This is a genomic window from Rhodopirellula sp. P2, assembly GCF_028768465.1.
Lineage (GTDB): Bacteria > Planctomycetota > Planctomycetia > Pirellulales > Pirellulaceae > Rhodopirellula.
This window is the reverse complement of sequence record NZ_CP118225.1, coordinates 5,181,915-5,201,639: the sequence shown is the minus strand read 5'-3', so window position 1 is coordinate 5,201,639 and position 19,725 is coordinate 5,181,915. Positions and strand designations below refer to the sequence as shown.

Genomic DNA, 19,725 nt, shown 5'->3' with positions numbered 1-19,725 from the left:
GGCCTGAGTCTCAGATCAGGCTTCGTCGGGATAGGTCACGATGATGTTGCTGTTCAGGCCACCGCGAGGCGTCCACTTGCTTTCCACCGTGAGTTTGCGAGGCTGGACGACAGCGACAAAGTCGTCCAGAATTCGGTTGGTGATTTGCTCGTAGAAAATTCCTTCGTTGCGGAATTTTTGCAAGTACATTTTCAAGCTCTTCAACTCCACGCAGACGCGATCGGGAACGTACGTGAAAACGATCGTTCCGTAGTCGGGTTGTCCCGTTTTGGGACAGACTGACGTGAATTCCGGGCAATGATGCTCGATCGTGAAATTTCGCGTCGGGGCGGGGTTTTCGAAAACTTCGAGAGTGTCTCGGAAAGAGGCTGTGTCGCTCACGTGGTTTGGTTCACTTCTAGAAACGCGGTGTCGTTTGAAATCGGTCGATCAATCAGTCGATGTTTTACCCGCTGAGGACTCGGCGGAAACCCCCGGGGATCCTCGCGCGCTCACGTCAACGCTGTTGATTTCAGAAACCTTTGTCAGTCGGCAAGGCGAAGGCCAATTGACCGGCACCAACAGCGTTTTCATCCGGACCAGCGGATGCAATCTGCGGTGCTGGTTTTGCGACACGCCCTACGCGTCTTGGAACCCCGAGGGCACACCACAAACCACCCAGTCGTTGCTGCACTTGGTCGCCGACACGGAGGTGAACCATGTCGTCCTGACGGGCGGTGAACCACTGATTGCAAAAGGCATCGTGACTCTGATTGATCAACTGCGATTGGCCGGCAATCACGTCACGATCGAAACGGCCGGCACGATTGATCCAGGCGTGACATGCGATTTGTTGTCGCTGAGCCCCAAATTGCGGGCCAGCACCCCGGACGCGAAAGAACATCCTCGTTGGGCAAAGTTGCACAGCGAACGTCGGTTGCCGATCGCCACGATGAAGCAGCTGATTCGGTCGGCGGAAGCGACCCAGGTGAAGTTTGTCGTGGACTCCGCTGAAGAACTGGCGGAGATTGACGAAGTGGTCGGCCAACTCGGTGTGGACGCTGACCTGGTGTGGTTGATGCCACAGGGAGTCTCCGTCGAGCAGCTTGACGCCGCCCGGCCTTGGTTGGAACCGTTGGCTGAATCGCGTGGCTATCGGTACTGCGACCGGATGCAGATTCGTTGGTACGGGAACCGGCGCGGAACCTGAGCGAACGCGTCGCGTGAAAGAACCGCGGAGCGGTGGCAGTTGTCAGCCTTGGGTTTCAACCCGAGGTCGGATGGGCGTCCCCTGAGCCAGGCAAGCCGCGAAGCGGCGACAGGTGTTCGCGGATGTCGTCGCTCCGCGACTTGGGTGAACGTGTTGGGACGTGGTTGAAACCCAAGGCTGCCGGCTTTCGTCGCTCCGCGACTGTGGATCCTCGACGGGAATAGTTGTCGTGCAGCCTTGGTGATTCCAACCGCGGAGCGGTGACAGTTGTCAGCCTCGGGTTTCAACCCGAGGTCGGATGGGCGTCCCCTGAGCCAGGCAAGCCGCGGAGCGGCGACAGGTGTTCGCGGCTGCCGTCGCTCCGCGACTGGGTGGGCGTGTTGGGGCGTGGGTGACCTTGGGTTGAAACCCAAGGCTGCCGGCTTTCGTCGCTCCGCGACTGTTGCATTCTCGACGGGAATGGTTTTCGTGCGGCCTGGGTGAATCCAACCGCGGAGCGGTGACAGTTGTCAGCCTCGGGTTTCAACCCGAGGTCGGATGGGCGTCCCCTGAGCCAGGCAAGCCGCGGAGCGGCGACAGGTGTTCGCGGATGTCGTCGCTCCGCGACTTGGGTGAACGTGTTGGGGCGTGGGTGACCTTGGGTTGAAACCCAAGGCTGCCGGCTTTCGTCGCTCCGCGACTGTTTCATTCTCGACGGGAATGGTTTTCGTGCGGCCTGGGTGAATCCAACCGCGCAGCGGTGGCAGTTGTCAGCTTCGGGTTTCAACCCGAGGTCGGATGGGCGTCCCCCAAGACAGGCAAGCCGCGAAGCGGCGACAGGTGTTCGCGGCTGCCGTCGCTCCGCGACTTGGGTGAACGTGTTGGGGCGTGGGTGACCTTGGGTTGAAACCCAAGGCTGCCGGCTTTCGTCGCTCCGCGACTGTTGGATTCTCGAGGGGAGCGGTTTTTGTGCAGCCTTGGTGAATCCAACCGCGGAGCGGTGGCAGTTGCCAGCCTCGGGTTTCAACCCGAGGTCGGATTGGGGTCCCCCAAGCCAGGCAAGCCGCGAAGCGGCGACAGGTGTTCGCGGCTGCCGTCGCTCCGCGACTGGGTGGGCGTGTTGGGGCGTGGATGACCTTGGGTTGGAAACCCAAGGCTGCCGGCTTTCGTCGCTCCGCGACTGTTGCATTCTCGACGGGAATGGTTGTCGTGCAGCCTTGGTGAATCCAACCGCGGAGCGGTGGCAGTTGCCAGCCTCGGGTTTCAACCCGAGGTCGGATGGGCGATCCCCAAGACAGGCAAGCCGCGGAGCGGCGACAGATGTTCGCAGATGTCGTCGCTCCGCGACTGTGGATTTTCGACGGGAATGGTTGTCGTGTGGCCTTGGTGAATCCAACCGCGGAGCGGTGGCAGTTGCCAGCCTCGGGTTTCAACCCGAGGTCGGATGGGCGTCCCCCCAGACAGGCAGGCCGCGGAGCGGCGACAGGTGTTCACGGCTGTCGTCGCTCCGCGACTGGGTGAACGTGTTGGGGCGTGGGTGACCTTGGGTTGAAACCCAAGGCTGCCGGCTTTCGTCGCTCCGCGACTGTGGATTTTCGACGGGAATGGTTGTCGTGCAGCCTTGGTGAATCCAACCGCGGAGCGGTGGCAGTTGCCAGCCTCGGGTTTCAACCCGAGGTCGGATGGGCGTCCCCCAAGACAGGCAAGCCGCGGAGCGGCGACAGGTGTTTCAGCGTGAGTTCTTGTGCGGCAACGCCCGCATCGGGCTCATGTTGGGTGATCCGCGCATAAAAAAACTCGGCGTCGTTTTGGGTGACGACGCCGAGCGATTGAATTGGACGATCGAGGGGCGTTGGATCAGTCAGCTGACAACGCGTCACCGGGGACCAGGACGTCGCCCAGGTCGTTCATGCCAGGTTTGATCTCCAGCTCAAAGCGACTGCGACGCCATGATTCTTTCGATCCACCGATCTTGACTTCGTCGATTTTGCCGGCTTCGTGCGAGACACGGAACATGACTTCGCCGGTTGGCAAGCCTTCGATTGTCAGCGTGCCATCTTCACTGCTGACGGCCGCGTAGGGGTGTTCCAGGACGACGACGTAAGCCTTCATCCAGGGGTGAATGTTGCACTCGACTGGAATCGCTGCCGGTTCGGGCTTTTCGAGAGCAACCTCTTTTTCTGCCCCTGCGGGAATCATCAAGTTCTCTGCCTTGTTGGCAAAGAAGTTCAGGTTCGCGTTGTGACCGACGGGGTCGGGGTTGGTGATCTTCAGCGTGTCGCCCGTTTGAGCGATCACGTAGTGAGGCTGGAAACGGCATTCGTCGTTGGCCAGTTCGTGAGTTTCGTTCTTGGCGGGAACGTCATCCAATTTCGTTCCACCGCGACCGGTGTAAACGTAGACCAAGACATTCTTGATTCCCTTGGAGGCGGGATCAACGATCAGTTTTTCGTTGGGGATGTCGTGTTTGCCACAAAAATCAACGTCCTTGTTCGGATCGATCAGATCCAATTTGGGAGCGTTGGCCGTATCCAACACGAAACGCATTTTCAACGTTCCGGTGTCAGCCATGGCCATCGATGCGGTCAACGCACACGCAGCCGCGGTGCTGGCAATCAAGGGACGAATATTCAAGAGGTTTCTCCTAGAAGAACGATCGTTCAGTGCGGGTGGGTGATGACATGACAAAGCATTCTGCCAAGCCTATCGCTGGGTGCCATCATCAGAAAGGCGGGACCACTCATTGTATCATTTCGACAACCAAAGTCCAGCAATGAGAGGAAGATACATCGATTATCGAAAACGAAAGGAACTGGAGAAAAATTCACGAATTCTTTGCCAACAGGAGGCGGAAGAAACCGCGAATTTGACCCGGCCGGATGCTCCGGCGACGCAATTTGAGGGGGCTGTGTCGCGATCTTCGATTGAAACCGCCACGACATAGCTCGTTTCCGGCGTCCGAGTCGCTTGGTCCGCTCGTTGATGGTCGCGTCTGGGAGCGTCCATTCGCGGGTCGTATGTCTCTTCCGAGATCCGAATGACACGTCCCCGAAGGATTTGAGTGGGCGACGAGTCGCGAATCATCCAGGCTGGGCCGCCGAGTGTGATCCGTTGTCGCTGGATGGACTGGATGACCGCTTCGGCTCGCCACCGAATCGGTGTGGGACCCGATGATTCGAGCGATTCGGCAGATTCGTCAGAGGCCGCAATGCTTAGCAATTCGGTGCCCGCCTCCAATGAACAGCCGCTGTTTTCCTTCGCGGTGGGGGATCCCGACCAAGATGCCAAACGCACCGCCGTGCGATCGACCGCCGGATTGAACCCCGGGCCGACGTCCAGCGGATTGGCGTCCGCGTCGAGTGATGATTCCGACGCAGATTGGGGATTGTTCTGAGCCACCATCACCATTCCGTCACATGGGGCGGTGATCGTCAGTGACTCACGCCGGCGTTTTGCTGCCGTGAAACGATCCGTCATCTCTCCGAGCAACGCTTCCGCGGCGGGCAATTGCGAACTGGCTTCCGGAACCAAGGTTTGCGAAGCACGAAGCCCTTCCAGTCTCATCGTTTGTTCAGCAACGTCACTTTCGGCATCCAAAACCTCCAGTTCAATCTCCGGGTTGGTGAGTTCAGCCAGCACATCGCCGCGAGAGACCCATTGGCCGGGTTCAACATGGAGTTGGCTCAGGACACCTGGCGACGTGAGGTGAACGCGGACTTCGTGCTCAGGAAAGAAACGAACGGCAGAGTGGACGTGACGCGGCAACGGGATGGTTCCCGCGTAGCCGATCGCAATCAGCAACACGCACCAGACCAAGGCTCGGCGGGGACGCATCTTTCGACGGTTCACAGGATTTTTCCAAAAACGACGCAGCGGTACCAACCCCGCCCACAGCATGGAGGCCGCTGCAAACAGAGCCAGCAATTGACCAATGATTTCCAATCCGTAGGGACGCAATGAAATCCAGATGAACCCAATGATCGTGGCCATCAAGATCCAGCGGTAGGCAAGCGATGCGACGGCATAGACCAACAACCAAACGGACTGGTCCGCGGATTCGTTGAGTTCTGATGATGGAACCCCCAAAAACACCTTCGCCAGGAATCTCCCCCATCGCCGCTGAGCCCGCTGAGCCAAATTGGGCATGTCGGTCATGTCGGACAGCAGGTAATAGCCATCGTATCGAAGCAATGGATTGGCGTTGAAAACGATCGTGCTGATCCCGCAAACCACCATCACGTGCGAGGCAATCGTGTGTGTCAGTCCCGCGGGTGTACGCAGCCAAACCCAGGCCGCGATGGACGCGATCACAATCTCAGTCGCGATGCCAGCCATGGCGACCGCCGCACGACGTAGACGACTGGGAATCATCCACGATCCGCTGGTGTCGCAGTACAACGCCGGGGTAAAGACCAGCAGCATCGGCCCGATCGAACGGCACTTCGCACCGAATCGCTCCGACACAACAGCGTGACCGAGTTCGTGAGCGATCTTGGTCGCCGCAATCACGCCCGCCAAGATCAACGCATTCTGCATCGTCAACCATTCGTGCGACGCGGGAAGTTCCGCGAGATAACGTGTTCGATGAACCAACATCATCACCGCGGCGGAGACCACCAAAGCGATCATGGCGAACAGACCCAACGGAGTCAGCAGCGGACGCACGATCGGCATCAACACACGCATCACGGGAGCTGGATCGATCCCTGGAAATCGCATGAACAACCACTGCGAAGCCAACGCCCAACGTTTCTGTCGCCGATCGGTGTCGGCCCGTTCCAGCAGTGGATCACCTTGCATCGCCGCGAGGCTGGTCGTCAGCCCGCTCTCATGGAATCGAAACAACAAGGCGTTGATCTGGTTCGATCGGACTCGGCGATTGGGGTACCGATCTTGGTAGTGATCTCGCAACTCATCCAGGCTGCATTGCCCGTCCAGCAACGTCAGCAAGAAGTACTCGTCCTCGCGAAGCCGGTGATACTTGCCCGCGATTGCATCGTGAACGACCACCCAACCGGAATGTCGATGCGAAACCCGCACCGCTTTCAAACCGACCTTGTGGTGCACGCCCAACGGACGCTGAGTCGAGGATGTGACACCCGTGTTCATGTTCGAAACCGAAACAAAATGTTGCGGTGGAACCAAGCGACCACGTCGTCGAACGCACTGGCCAGATACCGGCGTCGTCCACAAACAATTTTCGCCGTGACTTCCGCATCACCGCGAAAGCCGTCCTCGGGAACCTGGTGGATGTCCGCGATGATGTCCACCACGTTGCGGCCATCGGCGCGTTTGCGTGCGACCCCGCCGATCTCCGACACGTTTGCTGAATACGTTTCCGTCGGGCGAGTTTCAATCGCGAAGCGAACCGGCAAGGTCTCTCCGGCTGCCTGTCGGTCGATCACTTCGCCAGCCCGCGTTTCTTCGAGTTTCAATTCCAGCTGCCACGGACCATCGTGTTGAACCACAGCGAACAAGCGATCTCCTCGAGACACCGGCCGATCGTTCAACCGTTCGTCCAATCTCCAGCCAACGACCTGCCCATCAAACGGAGCGACAATGGACAGCATCGCCTTCATCTCGCGGTTGATCTCCAGCCGCTTGTTCAGCGATTCGATTTGGTTTTCGAGCGTTTGTTGTTCGAGGATGCTCTGGGCGGAATCACGAGCGTCGGCGGTCGCGGCCAGCAACATCGCCCGGATCGAACTCAATTTTTGCGTGGCGGTCGCGAGTTGTCCTGACAAAGCCTCGGTTTCGCGATTCAGTTCCGCGTTGTCGAGTGTCAGCAGCACGTCGCCTTGCTTCACCACGTCGCCATCTTGCACCTGCAATTCATCGACGACGCCGTCAATTCCCGCGAAGATTGCTTGACGAATCGCGGGGCGCGCCACCCCGGTTGCGACCACATGATGATCGACGTGAATGAACCACCCGGCCAACAATCCGGCGACGACCAACATTCCGATCGCTAGGATCCAGTACCGTGTTGCTCGACGAGTCGCCGCCGCAGCCGGACGTCGGACAGGCAGTGCGAACACGCTGTCGTAACGCATTGCGTTGCTGATCGCAGTGCAGGATTCTTCGGCCACTTCCGACATTGCTGGGGTGATCGACGTCGGCGGTTCACCCGAGAACGTTTCCAGCATCAAGATGGCGATGGGCATCGATCCGCGGCGTTGTTTTTCACGAGCGTCCTCGTCCAACTCTTGCGGCGAAGCAACACCTGCAGCGGCCGATGTGTCGTCGAGGGATTCGAACAATGGGATCAACGCCACCGACAGCACACCGGATTCGTCCAAGTACGTTTCCAGCGGCGGAACCAATTGGGGTGAGAGCGCCGCCGGATCCGTCGCATCCGAGTTTGCCGGAGGCGGCAAAATCAACGGCCGTCTCAAAACCGAAACGGCGTCCGCCAATTGGTTCATCGAGCGAACCAGCGGCGATCGCCGGTCAATCACCGAGGAGCCACTGATCGCAGCCACTCGGAATCGCGGCCGCCGCGCGGACGCATTTTTCGAAAGCAGGACGACCGCCCGTTCGCATGGCAGCAATCGAGGAAGCTCCGAAGCGATTCGGTAGGCGGTCGCGGTCGGATCCAAGTCCGCATGAAACGCTCGCAGAGCGGAGCGAATCCCGCGGGACGAATCGAAGGCGTTCGCTATCGACCGCGTCTCGGCAGCGGGAACCGACAACGTTTGGGAGCTTGGGCGTGGTTTCTCGGTGTCAGTCTCCGCGGTGCCCATCGTCTTCCGAGCCGCGGCGGCGAAGTCACCGAGTGACTTCATCGCCAACAACACTTCGCTAGCGGGCAAGGCCACACCTTGAATGACCAGCACTTTGGCCGATTGAGGAGCGGGCAACAGTTCGACCCCGATTGCGGTGATCGAGGGGGAGCCTCCGGATGGATCAACCGAGTTGTTTTTCAAATCGATGGCAAACGAAGCCACGGCAGGAGACACCGCGTCGATCTGGGCTCGCAATTTGGATCGGTCCAGTCCGGCGGCGATGGATTCTTCGCGGACCAGCATGCGAGGTTGGGGGAACGACGCGTCTTGAACCGCCACAACTGCCGCCGAAAAAGTCTCGCCCAGGTGGGCCGCCAGACGGTGCAGGAAATCGGCTTCGCCCCGAGAATTATTCGCGATTTGCTCCACGATCTGCTGAGGCGAAACCGTCCCCGCATCGGATTCACCCGAGGGGACAGAAGCAGCGGCGGAGGCATCGGAACGGTTCATGCCCCCCAGCATAATCCAGCCCCCAAATTTGTGGGGGCTTCGCTGTGGGACTCTGGGAACGCGGGCCGCAGACTATTCCAATCGAGCGAACCTGCCGTCGGACCCGCACGCGAAAATTTTGGTTTTGCCGGCGGATAGACAGTGAAAGCCAACGTCCGAGAAAGGAGTCCAGTTCAATCCATCGCTGGAAAGATCCGTCCCAGACGGCCCGACGGTGATCAAAGTGCGGGCGAGCGGGCTGCCTTCCGGGATCGGCATGACGTCGCTGCGGAAGGACGCTGGTTGACCCGCGACGCGTTGCCAAGTGGCTCCGTCATCCAGGCTGATGCAGGCCGTGACGTCCGACGTTTCGGAAGCTCGGTAATCTCCACCCACGCAAAACAATGGGCTGGCGGCGTCCACACCGGCGATGGCTGGCCCCTGGCAAACCGCAAAGATGCCGGCGGCCTGCGAGCTTGGCATGGGAACTGGTACAGCAACCCATGGCTGATCCCACCCCGACCGGGTGTACAGCCGACTGGTGTCGGATTCTGCACCTCCGGTTCCGAACCACAGCCGGCCGTCCGGACCGAGCAACAACGATGAGTTGCTGGCTGCGAAGGCTGCTTCACCAGGGCGAGCAAGCGGGATCCCGTTGGTTACCTTTCGCCATGATTTGCCACCGTCGTTGGTTTCCACCACGAGCAACCGACCATCGACCGGATCGCTCACCGCCATGCCGCGTTCGGTATCCCAAAACTGCATCGCATCAAAGAACGCCGTTTCTGTTTCCGCGCGATAGGTTTCCTTCCAAGTCGCTCCACCGTCTTCGGTGCGTAACAACACGGCGGGCGTGCCAGCGCTGGCAATGCTCGCGACTTTTGCACTGAAGGCGCAGACGCAACGGAATTCGAGACCATCAAAACCGGCGGGGCCGCAAGGTTGCCAAGTCTCTCCACCATCGATCGAGCGAATCACGGTGGCCTCCGCTCCACTGGCCCAGATCACATCGTCATCGACCGCAGAGAGCCCCCGCAAGCTGACGTTCGTTCCGGTTTCGCCGAAACGCCAACTGGTCGCGAGAGAATCCTCCGCCAATGAAACTTGGGCGAGCGAGGACGTAGCCATGGTCGCGGTCAGGACAACCAAGACGGCTGCCGCAGCGATGGATGTTTGATGCGGCATCGATTTCATTTCCGGCAGTTTGAAAACGCGGAACGACAAAAACGAATCCACTCCGCGACTCGGATTCTACTCTTCTGGATGATCGATGCGAGATCCAGAATGGTGTCAACCGGCATTGCAACGCTCTCAGCACCTGTCGCCGCTCCGCGGTTGGAGGACATGCAGTTATCAAGTGCAGTGTTGCCAAGCGTTTCTCATCACCCTCCCCCTGGGAGGGTCGAGCGAAGCGAGGGGAGGGTTCAGCATCGGATCCAGCGCGTAACCCTCCCCGGCCCGAATCGGGCCGACCCTCCCAAAGGGAGGGGGAAGTAAAATGGCGCCACCTCGTTGGATGGCTGGGAGCATTTCCGGCAACAGTCGCGGAGCGACGGTAGTTGTTGATGCACGTGTCGCCGCTCGGGACGTTCGAAAGATAAATGGTGGCTAGCGGCTGGGTTTCGCCCCGGATGGGGCCGTCGTGCTTAGCTCGGGGCGGAAGCCCCGAGAGACCGATGCCGGAAAACAAACGGTCGCCCCGGATGGGGCCGTCGTACCAGCGAGGGGAGTCCCTCGCTGACGCTTCGGGTTGTGATGAGGGGGCTTAGCCGACTCGGACGGGCAAGAGTGCCCATCCTACGTGCCTTGAAACGTCGTTGAGGACTGAACCGAACCTCGGGTTAAAACCCGAGGCTGACGGATGTCACCGCTCCGCGGTTGGGTGGCTGAGAGCGTTGCCTCCCTGCTGGCCATCGATCAAACGCGATCGATGTACTTGTTGATCATGTGCTCGAGGTACTCTTGGCGGCCGCTTTGGTTCGCGTCGACCTCACCTTTTTCAAGCATGTAGGCTTCCAGTTCCGCGAAGCCGACTTCACCGGCTTCGATCTTGGCACCGATACCGGAATCCCAAGTCGAGTAACGGTTCTTCACGAAGTCAGCCAATTCGCCGCTGGCACGAATCGCCGCGGCGATCTTCAAACCTTTCGCGAATGCATCCATGCCGCCGATGTGAGCGTGGAACAAATCGATGGGCTCGAACGATTCACGACGCACCTTGGCGTCGAAGTTCACACCACCGGTGCCGATGCCACCGTGCTTGAGGATCATCAGCATGGTTTGGGTGGTCAGGTAGTAGTCGGTTGGGAATTGGTCAGTGTCCCAGCCCAACAACAAATCACCGGTGTTGGCATCGATGCTGCCCAGTCCACCTTGCATGCCTGCGTAATCGAGTTCGTGCATCATCGTGTGACCCGCCAACGTCGCGTGGTTGGTTTCGATGTTGAGCTTGAAGTGCGAATCCAGATCGTAGGCTCGCAAGAAGTTCATGCACGCGGCCGCATCGCTGTCGTACTGGTGCTTGGTGGGCTCTTTCGGTTTGGGCTCGATCAAGAACTGACCGTCGAATCCGATCGACTTGGCGTAGTCGACTGCCATGTGGAAGAACTTGGCCAAGTGGTCCAGTTCTCGTTTCATGTCGGTGTTGTAAAGATTCTGATAGCCTTCGCGGCCGCCCCAGAAGACATAGTTTTCGCCGCCCAGACGCTTGGTGACTTCCAATGCCTTTTTGACTTGAGCCCCCGCGTAAGCGAACACATCGGCGTTGCAGCTCGTCGCGGCCCCATGCATGAAGCGGGGGTTGCTGAACATGTTGGCGGTGCCCCACAGCAACTTCACGCCGGTTGCTTTTTGCTGTTCTTCCAGCACGTCGGCAACCGCGTCGAGGTTCGCGTGAGTTTCTCGCAAGTTGGCTCCTTCGGGAGCCACATCGCGGTCGTGCCACGCGTAGTAGGGAGCTTGCAGTTTGGTGAACAATTCAAAGGCGACGACGGCACGCTTTTGTGCGTTTTCGACGCTTTCAGATCCATCGTCCCAAGGGCGAACTGCCGTTCCGGGGCCAAACGGGTCGGCTCCCGTTCCTCGGAACGTGTGCCAGTAAACGATGCTGAACCGCATGTGGTCCTTCATCGTTTTGCCTTCGATGACTTCGTCGGGGTTGTACCAGCGGAAGGCCAATGGGTTGTCGGACTGGGGGCCTTCGTACTGAATGACGGGAACATCGGGGAAAGCGGTCATCGAGCGGATTCCGTGGGAGCGACGAGAGGAAAATGGCAAATCAATGGAGCGCCCCAATATCAGAACTTGTCCGAAACGCGACAAGGGGGTGAAACCGGTTTCAGTCGTCTAGCGGTGCTTCTGTGGCTGTTCAGCTGCCTTTTAGGGCGAATAGGACGCTTTTCGGGCGGTGCTGCCCCGTTCTTTGGATGATCTTCGCGTGTCGATCCGCCGATCACGCGCGGATCACCCCCGGCTTGAACGAATCCAGATTGCCAATTTCGCTTCGGACTGCGAAACTGACGCCAGCGTCCCGCCGCCTGGAGGTGGTGGCTTTCGAAACTCGCACCGGCAAATGAACGACGTGTCTTCTGCTCCCTCTGAATCGCTCACCGAATTTTTCCCCGAAGATCTGCTGCATGTGGTTCGTGAAAACCAACCGCTGCGTGAAACGTTGTGGTTGGGCATTGGTGGCCCAGCTCGATTCTTAGCCGAACCGGTTGAGATCGATCAGATCGAAAAACTTTACGCCGTCGCTCGCGAAAAACAGCTGGTGCTGCGTGTGCTCGGTCAAGGCAGCAACGTGCTGGTCCGCGAAGCCGGATTTGACGGTTTGGTGATCACCTTGGCTGCCCCCGCAACCAGCGGTTTGGAAATCCAGGGCCAAAAACTGATTGCGGGCGCTGGAGCCAAGCTGACTCATGCGGTGATCAAAACCGTTGGCGAAGGCCTGGGTGGGCTCGAACACCTTGTTGGCATCCCCGGCAGCATCGGTGCGGCCGTCGTTGGCAATGTCTCTGCCGAAGGGCGTGACATCGGATCGGTCGTGGAGTCGATCGAACTGATCGACGAAGATGGCAAACGCAAAACGATCACGGGCGAGGAAGCCGGTTTCGCGCACCGCCAATCGACCTTGATGGGCACCGTGGTTCTGTCCGTGACATTCAACTTGGAACCCAAGGAAGTCTCGGCACTGACCAAGCGGATGCAAAAATTGTGGATCCATCGTGGTCAACGCCGTCCGTCGGAATCCAATCGGATCGCGATGCCGTTCATCGATCCCGATTCCATTTCCGCCTGCGAGTTGATCAACAGCACCGGATTGGCTGGGATTCGCGAAGGCGATGTCTCGCTGGATTCCGCTGAACCGCACTACTTGATCGCTCATGAAAACGCGACCAGTGACCAGTGTGTGAAACTGATCGGCCGAGTTCGTGAACAGGTCTTGATGCAAACCGGGATCGACTTGCAGTTGAATCTGCAAATTTGGTAAGCGTACTCGGATGAGCGAGACGTCCACCTCCGAAAAACGACCGCGATTGATTCGTCGCAAACGCGACTTGAACGCGGATGAGCCGACCACGGTGGGGTGGGTGCGCAGTCTGATCGGCGCACCAGCGGTCTTGTCCATTCTTTGGCCGGCAATCTTATTGGTCGCTGGGTATGCCGCTTGGCAAACCTGGTGGGCGGACTACTTTGCCGTCACCTTTCATGGCATCAACGTTCAACAAATCTCGGTGACACCACCGCCGGATTACGTTCGAACCGACATCATCGACGCGGTTTACACCGAAACAGCGATGAAAGACATGTCGCTGCTGGACCCTCAGGTGTCCGCCAAAGTGGCGTCGGCATTCGCCAGTCACCCGTGGGTGCACCGTGTTGTCGGCGTGCGCAAGAAAGCTCAGGGCCGACTCGACGTGCGATTGGATTACCGATTGCCAGTCGCGATGGTGTACGTCGTTGACCCGAAGACCGGGCCAGGTTTCTTAGTCGTTGACGGTGAAGGCACGCTGCTGCCCAGCGACTTTGCACCGTCCGAAACCGATCACTACCTGCACATCATCGTTCCCGGTGCCTATCACACGGGCCGTTTGGGATCTCCCTTCGGCGACACCCGAGTGCATGCCGCGGCCTTGTTGGCTCGATTGTTGGCACCGCATCGCGAAGACTTGAAGTTGCAGAGCATCGGGGTGCATGGTGATTTGCGTCAAAACCCGATTGTGCAGTTGGAAATTGCGAACCAGGACGGCGAACGCTGGTTCTGGGGCAGTCCACCGGGCGAAGAAGTCGCCGGGGAAATCCCCGCCAGGATGAAATTACAAGCCATGTTGGCGGGAGTTCCGACGGGCACGGATCTTCGCCAAGTTCAATTGCAGCCCTAAGCAGGTACGCAGGTGTCATCGGGTATGTGAGCCGTTGGCGTTAGCCACGGTCTTCACACGCAGGCCAGGCTAACGCCCAAACGGCTCACATGGTTGTGCCCGATCATTTCAGCCGACCTGCCTAGCGAGCACGCCGGCATCAGCTGAGCTAAGATCTTCCCTTCGCAGTCAGTTTCTCTCGCGGAAGGAATGTTCGTTTGTACCGAATCCAGCTCGCATTGTTGTTTGCCGTCACCCTCTCGTCGGCGAATCTTGTTGTCGCCGATCGCCCCAATGTCTTGGTCGCGATTTCGGACGATCAATCGTTCCCGCACACGTCGGCCTACGGGTACCAAGCGATCCAGACACCCGCGTTTGATCGCGTCGCACGCGCTGGCGTCCTGTTCAACAACGCGTTCACCCCGGCACCCGGTTGCAGCCCCATGCGGGCGGCGTTTTTGACAGGACGGAACATCTGGCAAATCGAACACGCCGGAACGCACGCCAGTTCTTTCGCGACGAAGTACGAGGTTTACCCGGACCGACTGGAAAACGACGGCTACTTTGTTGGGTACACCGGCAAAGGCTGGGGGCCGGGGAACTGGAAAATCAGCGAGCGTTCTCGCAATCCTGCTGGGCCGGTTTTCTCGTCCAAGAAAATGAAGTCACCCGGTGGAATCAGCAGCGTTGATTACGCCGCCAATTTCGAGTCGTTCCTGCAGCAAAAACCAGAAGACGCACCGTTCAGTTTTTGGTTCGGATGCCAAGAACCTCACCGCGTGTTTGAGAAAGGCATCGGGCTGAAAAACGGCATGGATCCATCCAAGGTCGTCGTGCCTGAGTTCTTGCCCGACACGCCCGAGATCCGCAGCGACATCCTGGACTACTGCTACGAGATCCAGTGGTTCGACCAACACCTCGGTCGCATGCTCGACACGCTCGAGAAAGCGGGCGAGCTCGACAACACGATTGTGATCGTGACCAGCGACAACGGGATGGCGTTCCCGCGAGCCAAAGCAAACGTGTACGAGTATGGCATCCACATGCCGCTGGCGATCAGTTGGCCGGCGCAGGTGAAGGGGGATCGAACCGTTGATGACCTGGTCAATTTGATCGACGTGACGGCGACCATCTACGATGCGACCGGGGTGGATCCTCCGGCGAAAACACCGTTGAGCGGCCGCAGTCTGGTCGGATTGCTTCAGTCAGGCAAACAGGGAACCGTGGAGTCCGGTCGCGAGGCGATTTTTTCGGGACGCGAACGGCATTCATCGGTGCGGTATGAATCGCTCGGGTACCCGCAACGCTGCATCCGGACGGACCAATACCTGTTCATTCGCAACTTCCGTCCAGAACGCTGGCCCGCCGGCGCGCCGCAGAAATTTGGCTCGGGAGGCTACCCGAAGAACAACGCGATCCTTGCCGAGGAACTGGGGCCGATGCATGAAGGCTACCACGACATTGATGGTTGTCCGTCACTCACGTTCTTGGTCGAAAACCACGATGACACAGAGCTTGCCAAGTACTTGCAGTGGGCCGTTGCGAAGCGTCCCGCGGAAGAGCTCTATGACATCCAGGCAGACCCAGCCTGCTTGAATGACTTGGCCGCTCATCCCGAATTCGCGGAGGTCAAGCAAGCTCTGAGTCAACGTCTGAACGATTACCTCACCGAAACCGACGACCCACGAGTTTCCGGGCCCGATGGCGGTGACATTTGGGAAACCTACCCGCGATACAGCGGTCTGCGTTGGTTCCCGAAACCCGAGTGGGCGAAGCAGTCGCCCGAGCGGGTTCCAAAGCTGGATTGGTTGGACAAACGTCGCCCCAAGTAGCCGCCCGTTCGCCAGCAAGCGAATTCAGTTCGGTTCGATCTCAGCGTTCTGTTCGCGAACGTCGGCGTAGACAATCGCGGACAACCAAACCAAGCAAATGACTTGGCCGACCAGCGCTGCGGCCGCGATTGCGATCGCGCCATAGGTTCCAACGAAGGCGAATGTCAAACCCAGCATGACAACCGAGGCGACGATTCGGCAGCGGATCGGAGCCAGCGGTTTGCCACGCCCTTTGACGTAACTGTCCAGCCCTTGCAGGATGCCTTTGATCGCTGAGACCGGTGCCAGCCACCACGCGAACACGATCGCCGGTGCGAATTCTTCGCCGTAAACCAGTCGCACCAAGGGGCCGATCAAGATGATGAACGCGATCGTGGAAACGGTCTGGATTGCGATCGAGCCACCGAGGATCCGGTGCACATCCGAAGTCTGCAAACGCTTGCTGCGGTCCGCTCCGGTATTGAACAGGTAAATCCCCAGCGTGTTGGGGATCACCGTCAACGGATAGACGACCGGGACCATCGCCGCGTAGAAGCCTTGTGTCAGCAGCGGCACCAACCACATCACCAACAACAGATCCAGTCGCTCAAATAGATCCGTTGCCAACATGGAAAATCCGTAAGGACGGCTTTCCTTGAGCAACTGATTGACAGGCGGTTCACTCTCGCCCGTTGCAATTTTGGGAAGTCCAACCACGCAGGCGGCCATCGAAATCGCGGAGGCGATGACAAACAACACGCAGGCCAGATTCAAGGTCACTTCCGTCAGCAGAGCGGCGACCAACAACAGAGCCGGGAACGCGGCCGCGGAGATGAACCGGCGGAGGTTGTACCGAGTGAAGTCGCCTGCTCCACGATCGACGGCGGTCATGATCAACATCACGTGCTGGCCGATGACGCTGAACGCACACAGGCAACCCAGCGACATCAGGTACGCTTTTTCGTCAGGCAATGCGATCGCGTTGCAGATCACAACCAATCCGGTTGTGATGACTCCCGTGGTCAGGCCCAACCACATCGCTGCCCGTCGAAGTTTGATCGTCTCGACGGTGCGATCCGCGGCATAGCGACAGATGACCTCCAGACCACCGAACAAGCCGATGTACAGCAGCATTTGCACGTACAAGACCGTGGTCGCGTATTCGCCTCGGCCGATCGGTCCTAGCAATCGGGCCAACAAAATGCCTTGGCCCATTTGCAGGGCGACAATCGCAAACGCGAACCCAACGGTTTGCCCGAACGAAATCGCTTTTGCAAATTTGCTGGGGGCGAGACGGGCGTTGGCTGGCGTTTCCGAACGGGGGGCGCCCGCCGGTCCAGGTGTGGCCTCGCCGGCGATCGCCAGACCGGAATCAGAGCTCGAAATCGCGGGAGAGCACGTGCCGGTGGCGGAGTTTGATCCGTCGCACGACGCCCCTTTCTGATCGAAGACGTCAGACCGATCACCCGTGGGACCGGATGCATCCAGCGAGTTCGGGTCGGTAGAGAGGGGGTCAGAAGTCATATTGCGGAGCAGTATAGTTGCGATCAGTGCATCCGCCTGGACCCCCAACTCTCGATTTATCAGTCGATTCCATCGATGATTTGAGCTTCGGGACCCTGCCAAAATTGCAGGACTTGGTAGCCACCCAAGACCAACACGGCGACCGTCATGGCGAGCGCCGCGAAAATTTTGACTTGGTTCCGATCGACCAACCTGGAAACGGTTGAATCGGCTGCCTTCTGGGAAGGGGACTTTCGAGTGTGGAGGTTCTTCTCGGCATCCGAGTTTTTCTCGGCGGCCTGACTTTTCTCTCTGTCCTGGTTGGCGTCAGGAATCGGTTTCTCGGGGGCAGTCATCTGGGGCGCGGCGTTGATACTCGATGACGATTGATCGGACTCTTCCGCCGCTGTGTCATCGGAAAAGTCATCCTCGCTCTCGAAGATTCCCCATTCAGAGCCTTGTGGGGCAGGGTTGGAGGCATTGCCGCGGATATCGTCGTGACCCGCTTCTCGTGTGATCGGTGTGGAGACCTGCAGGAACGATGCGATGTCGATCTCTTGCCAGGCGTCGCCTTCCAGCATCGAAACGTTCGCCGCGGGGGCAGCGTCTGCCGTTTCACCTGTCGGTTTGGCCAGCTCATCCAGTGAGCATCGGGAGTCCGCGTTTTCGCCCGCATCGATCGCGAGGGCGAATGCGATTTTCCCGCATCGAAGTTCGGCACCGTCGATCAATTCCACCCAGGTTCGGGGGGGAATGCGAGTTCCGTTGACCCGCGTGCCGCTGGTGCTGTTCAAATCAAAGATGCGAAACCGGGGTTCCGAATTCAGGGGCGTTTCCCAGTGCAACAGGCAATGTTTCCGGCTGACAGATCGACTCTTGGGGCGGATCTGGCATCCTCGATCCCGACCGATCACGTAGTAGCCGGTGCGAATGGCGGCGACCAAACCAGCCCGGCTCCCGGAGGCAAGGATCAGTAGTGCGGAACTTTCGGACACCAGAATCAATCGTTCGCGTTTCGGAGGAAAGGATCTGGTCCGACCGTTCAGTGGCCGCCCGCGAATGCTGCAAGGCCTCTGCCGAGGCCTCGTTCGGAATCGGCTTCTGTATTCCAAACGATAACGGAAGGACACGAGCCTTCTGGTGACGCACCCAGCGGCCTACGCCACTCGGTGAAGACGAACTTGTTTCAAAAGGATTCCTGAGAAGAGAAGCATAGCAAAAGCGGATCGCATTTGCCGACTTTTCAAGTCCGGTTGCCTTGTGTGGGGCCACGGCCGGTCGCTCAGTACGGATTGAGTCAGCCGTCCAGTTCAGGCCCGTCGATCTCAGGTTCGTCCAGTTCAAAGATTTCGTCCGGGTAATCCACGCGGCAGAGGAACAGTCCCTGCGGCGGAGCGGTCGGGCCGGCTTGCTTGCGATCATAACTGGCGAAGACATCGTCGATCCACTCCAGCGGCTTGCGTCCGCGTCCGACTTCCAACATCGTGCCGATCAGGTTGCGAACCATGTTGTAAAGGAATCCCTCGCCTTCAATTTCGAAGCACCAGGGTTCGCCTTCCAGTTCCGTTCCGGTGGGATCATTCGCGGTCCGGCGGAACCACTTCGCTGAATGGATCGTTCGCACGGTCGAGGGGCGTTCGGCTCCCGTTCCTTGAAACGCTTTGAAGTCATGGCGTCCGACGAACTTGGCCGCCGCCGCTTGCATCGCCGCCTGGTCGATCGGTCCGCCGACGCGATGCACGTAACGGTAGGCGAACGGATCGCGACCTCCGCCGATCTGCACCAAGTACTGATACCGCTTGCCGATGGCATCGGCGATGGGGTGGAAACGTTCCCGCGTTTCGCGAACCGCTTTGACGCGAATGTCGTCCGGCAACTTGCTGTTGATCGCTCGCAGCAGAGCAACCGTTCCGGCGTTCCAGGTCGGCAGCACACAGCGAGCGACTTGCCCGATCGCGTGAACGCCCGCGTCGGTTCTGCCGCTGCCCAGGATGCGGACGGGGCGTCCGGCCAAAGGCTCAATCACACGTTCCAATTCCGATTGGATCGACCGCTGTTCAGGCTGCACTTGCCAGCCACAATACTCGGTGCCGTCGTACGCCACCGTCAGGTGAAAGGTGCGAGGGCGTGACGCGCGAGTTCGATCGTTGGCTTGCAATTCAATTCTCTGTGGAGACCGGATCTCGATGACTCACCGCATTCGATTGCGCCGCCCCTGGACCCGCGAAATTTTTCGCGATGGACAATCGCTTCATCGAGCAGACCGTGTCAATGTGCCGGACGCTTCGGCGAACGACGTGGTCTCGATGGCCGAAGTCTCTGACGCACAGGACGGCCAGGGCGAGGAATCATCGGCTGAATATCATGCCATCTATCGCCGGCATTTCAATTGCCCCACGGGATTGGAAGCATCCGATCAGCTCTCGATTGAAATCGTTCCCGCCTTGCAGGACCATTTCGTGGTTCGATTGAACGAAGTCGTCATCGGCTCAGGCGACCCGAGTGAAGCTGGCCAGCAGGATTCAAACCTGTTGCGGGTGCCGCAACCGCTGAAGGGGCAAAACCAGATTGAGATCGAGCTGCGATCTCAAACGCAATCGGACCTTCCACGCTGCGTCGCAGAAGTCGCCTTGCGAATCGACGCGGCAAGCTGAGGAAGAAGGTGGCAT

General features: G+C 59.0%; 14 protein-coding genes. 5 read left to right on the top strand and 9 right to left on the bottom strand.

The features are described 5' to 3' along the window. Positions 1–15: 15 nt before the first annotated feature. The gene (gene queF, locus PSR62_RS18390) at positions 16–381 is read right to left on the bottom strand and encodes a preQ(1) synthase (protein WP_274404462.1); all 366 of its coding nucleotides are present in this window, start codon (positions 379–381) and stop codon (positions 16–18) included. Here queF and PSR62_RS18385 point away from each other — a divergent pair. Continuing rightward, entirely contained in the window at positions 371–1,189 is an 819-nt protein-coding gene (locus tag PSR62_RS18385) for a 7-carboxy-7-deazaguanine synthase QueE (RefSeq protein WP_443217292.1), read from the top strand. The genes queF and PSR62_RS18385 overlap by 11 nt on opposite strands. 1,836 nt (positions 1,190–3,025) lie before the next feature. Here PSR62_RS18385 and PSR62_RS18380 read toward each other — a convergent pair. From PSR62_RS18380 to xylA, 5 genes are all read right to left on the bottom strand, one after another. Beyond that, complete coding sequence (locus PSR62_RS18380; protein ID WP_274404460.1) at positions 3,026–3,802, bottom strand: methylamine utilization protein; 777 nt, start codon at positions 3,800–3,802, stop codon at positions 3,026–3,028. 159 nt (positions 3,803–3,961) lie between these two features. After that, positions 3,962–6,277: a biotin/lipoyl-binding protein gene (locus tag PSR62_RS18375; protein WP_274404459.1), complete on the bottom strand. Its 2,316-nt coding sequence runs from the start codon at positions 6,275–6,277 to the stop codon at positions 3,962–3,964. Continuing rightward, positions 6,274–8,403: an efflux RND transporter periplasmic adaptor subunit gene (locus PSR62_RS18370; RefSeq protein WP_274404458.1), complete on the bottom strand. Its 2,130-nt coding sequence runs from the start codon at positions 8,401–8,403 to the stop codon at positions 6,274–6,276. Before PSR62_RS18370 ends, PSR62_RS18375 begins: the two co-directional genes overlap by 4 nt. Positions 8,404–8,475: 72 nt before the next feature. Continuing rightward, on the bottom strand, positions 8,476–9,576 hold the full coding sequence (locus PSR62_RS18365; protein ID WP_443217291.1) for a WD40/YVTN/BNR-like repeat-containing protein: 1,101 nt from the start codon (positions 9,574–9,576) through the stop codon (positions 8,476–8,478). Between the two features lie 723 nt (positions 9,577–10,299). Beyond that, positions 10,300–11,619, bottom strand: a complete 1,320-nt coding sequence (xylA, locus tag PSR62_RS18360) for a xylose isomerase (RefSeq protein WP_274404455.1) — start codon at positions 11,617–11,619, stop codon at positions 10,300–10,302. A gap of 343 nt (positions 11,620–11,962) precedes the next feature. Between xylA and PSR62_RS18355 the strand changes: the two genes are divergently transcribed. From PSR62_RS18355 to PSR62_RS18345, 3 genes are all read left to right on the top strand, one after another. Beyond that, entirely contained in the window at positions 11,963–12,871 is a 909-nt protein-coding gene (locus PSR62_RS18355; protein WP_274404454.1) for a UDP-N-acetylmuramate dehydrogenase, read from the top strand. Positions 12,872–12,881: 10 nt separating this feature from the next. Beyond that, the gene (locus PSR62_RS18350; protein WP_274404453.1) at positions 12,882–13,763 is read left to right on the top strand and encodes a hypothetical protein; all 882 of its coding nucleotides are present in this window, start codon (positions 12,882–12,884) and stop codon (positions 13,761–13,763) included. A 197-nt stretch (positions 13,764–13,960) separates the two neighbouring features. Beyond that, positions 13,961–15,574, top strand: coding sequence for a sulfatase family protein (locus PSR62_RS18345; protein WP_274404452.1), 1,614 nt, complete (start codon positions 13,961–13,963; stop codon positions 15,572–15,574). A 24-nt stretch (positions 15,575–15,598) separates the two neighbouring features. Here the strand turns inward: PSR62_RS18345 and PSR62_RS18340 are convergent, their stop codons facing one another. The 3 genes from PSR62_RS18340 to truA form a co-directional block, all read right to left on the bottom strand. Then, a complete protein-coding gene (locus PSR62_RS18340) occupies positions 15,599–17,077 on the bottom strand; it encodes a lipopolysaccharide biosynthesis protein (protein WP_274404451.1) in 1,479 nt (492 codons plus the stop codon). A gap of 59 nt (positions 17,078–17,136) precedes the next feature. Next, positions 17,137–18,051 carry an FHA domain-containing protein gene (locus PSR62_RS18335; protein WP_274404450.1) on the bottom strand — a complete coding sequence of 305 codons (915 nt, stop codon included), beginning with the start codon at positions 18,049–18,051 and terminating at the stop codon, positions 17,137–17,139. Between the two features lie 302 nt (positions 18,052–18,353). Continuing rightward, positions 18,354–19,214 carry a tRNA pseudouridine(38-40) synthase TruA gene (gene truA, locus PSR62_RS18330; protein ID WP_274404449.1) on the bottom strand — a complete coding sequence of 287 codons (861 nt, stop codon included), beginning with the start codon at positions 19,212–19,214 and terminating at the stop codon, positions 18,354–18,356. Positions 19,215–19,242: 28 nt separating this feature from the next. Here truA and PSR62_RS18325 point away from each other — a divergent pair, with 28 nt between their 5' ends. Beyond that, on the top strand, positions 19,243–19,710 hold the full coding sequence (locus PSR62_RS18325) for a hypothetical protein (RefSeq protein ID WP_274404448.1): 468 nt from the start codon (positions 19,243–19,245) through the stop codon (positions 19,708–19,710). Positions 19,711–19,725: the final 15 nt, after the last annotated feature.

Excerpts from the sequence above, each read along its gene's own strand:
- PSR62_RS18375 (WP_274404459.1), bottom strand. The coding sequence starts at position 6,277 with ATGAACACGGGTGTCACATCCTCGACTCAGCGTCCGTTGGGCGTGCAC.
- PSR62_RS18370 (WP_274404458.1), bottom strand. The coding sequence starts at position 8,403 with ATGAACCGTTCCGATGCCTCCGCCGCTGCTTCTGTCCCCTCGGGTGAA.
- PSR62_RS18365 (WP_443217291.1), bottom strand. The coding sequence starts at position 9,576 with ATGAAATCGATGCCGCATCAAACATCCATCGCTGCGGCAGCCGTCTTG.
- xylA (WP_274404455.1), bottom strand. The coding sequence starts at position 11,619 with ATGACCGCTTTCCCCGATGTTCCCGTCATTCAGTACGAAGGCCCCCAG.
- PSR62_RS18350 (WP_274404453.1), top strand. The coding sequence starts at position 12,882 with ATGAGCGAGACGTCCACCTCCGAAAAACGACCGCGATTGATTCGTCGC.
- PSR62_RS18340 (WP_274404451.1), bottom strand. The coding sequence starts at position 17,077 with ATGACTTCTGACCCCCTCTCTACCGACCCGAACTCGCTGGATGCATCC.
- PSR62_RS18325 (WP_274404448.1), top strand. The coding sequence starts at position 19,243 with ATGACTCACCGCATTCGATTGCGCCGCCCCTGGACCCGCGAAATTTTT.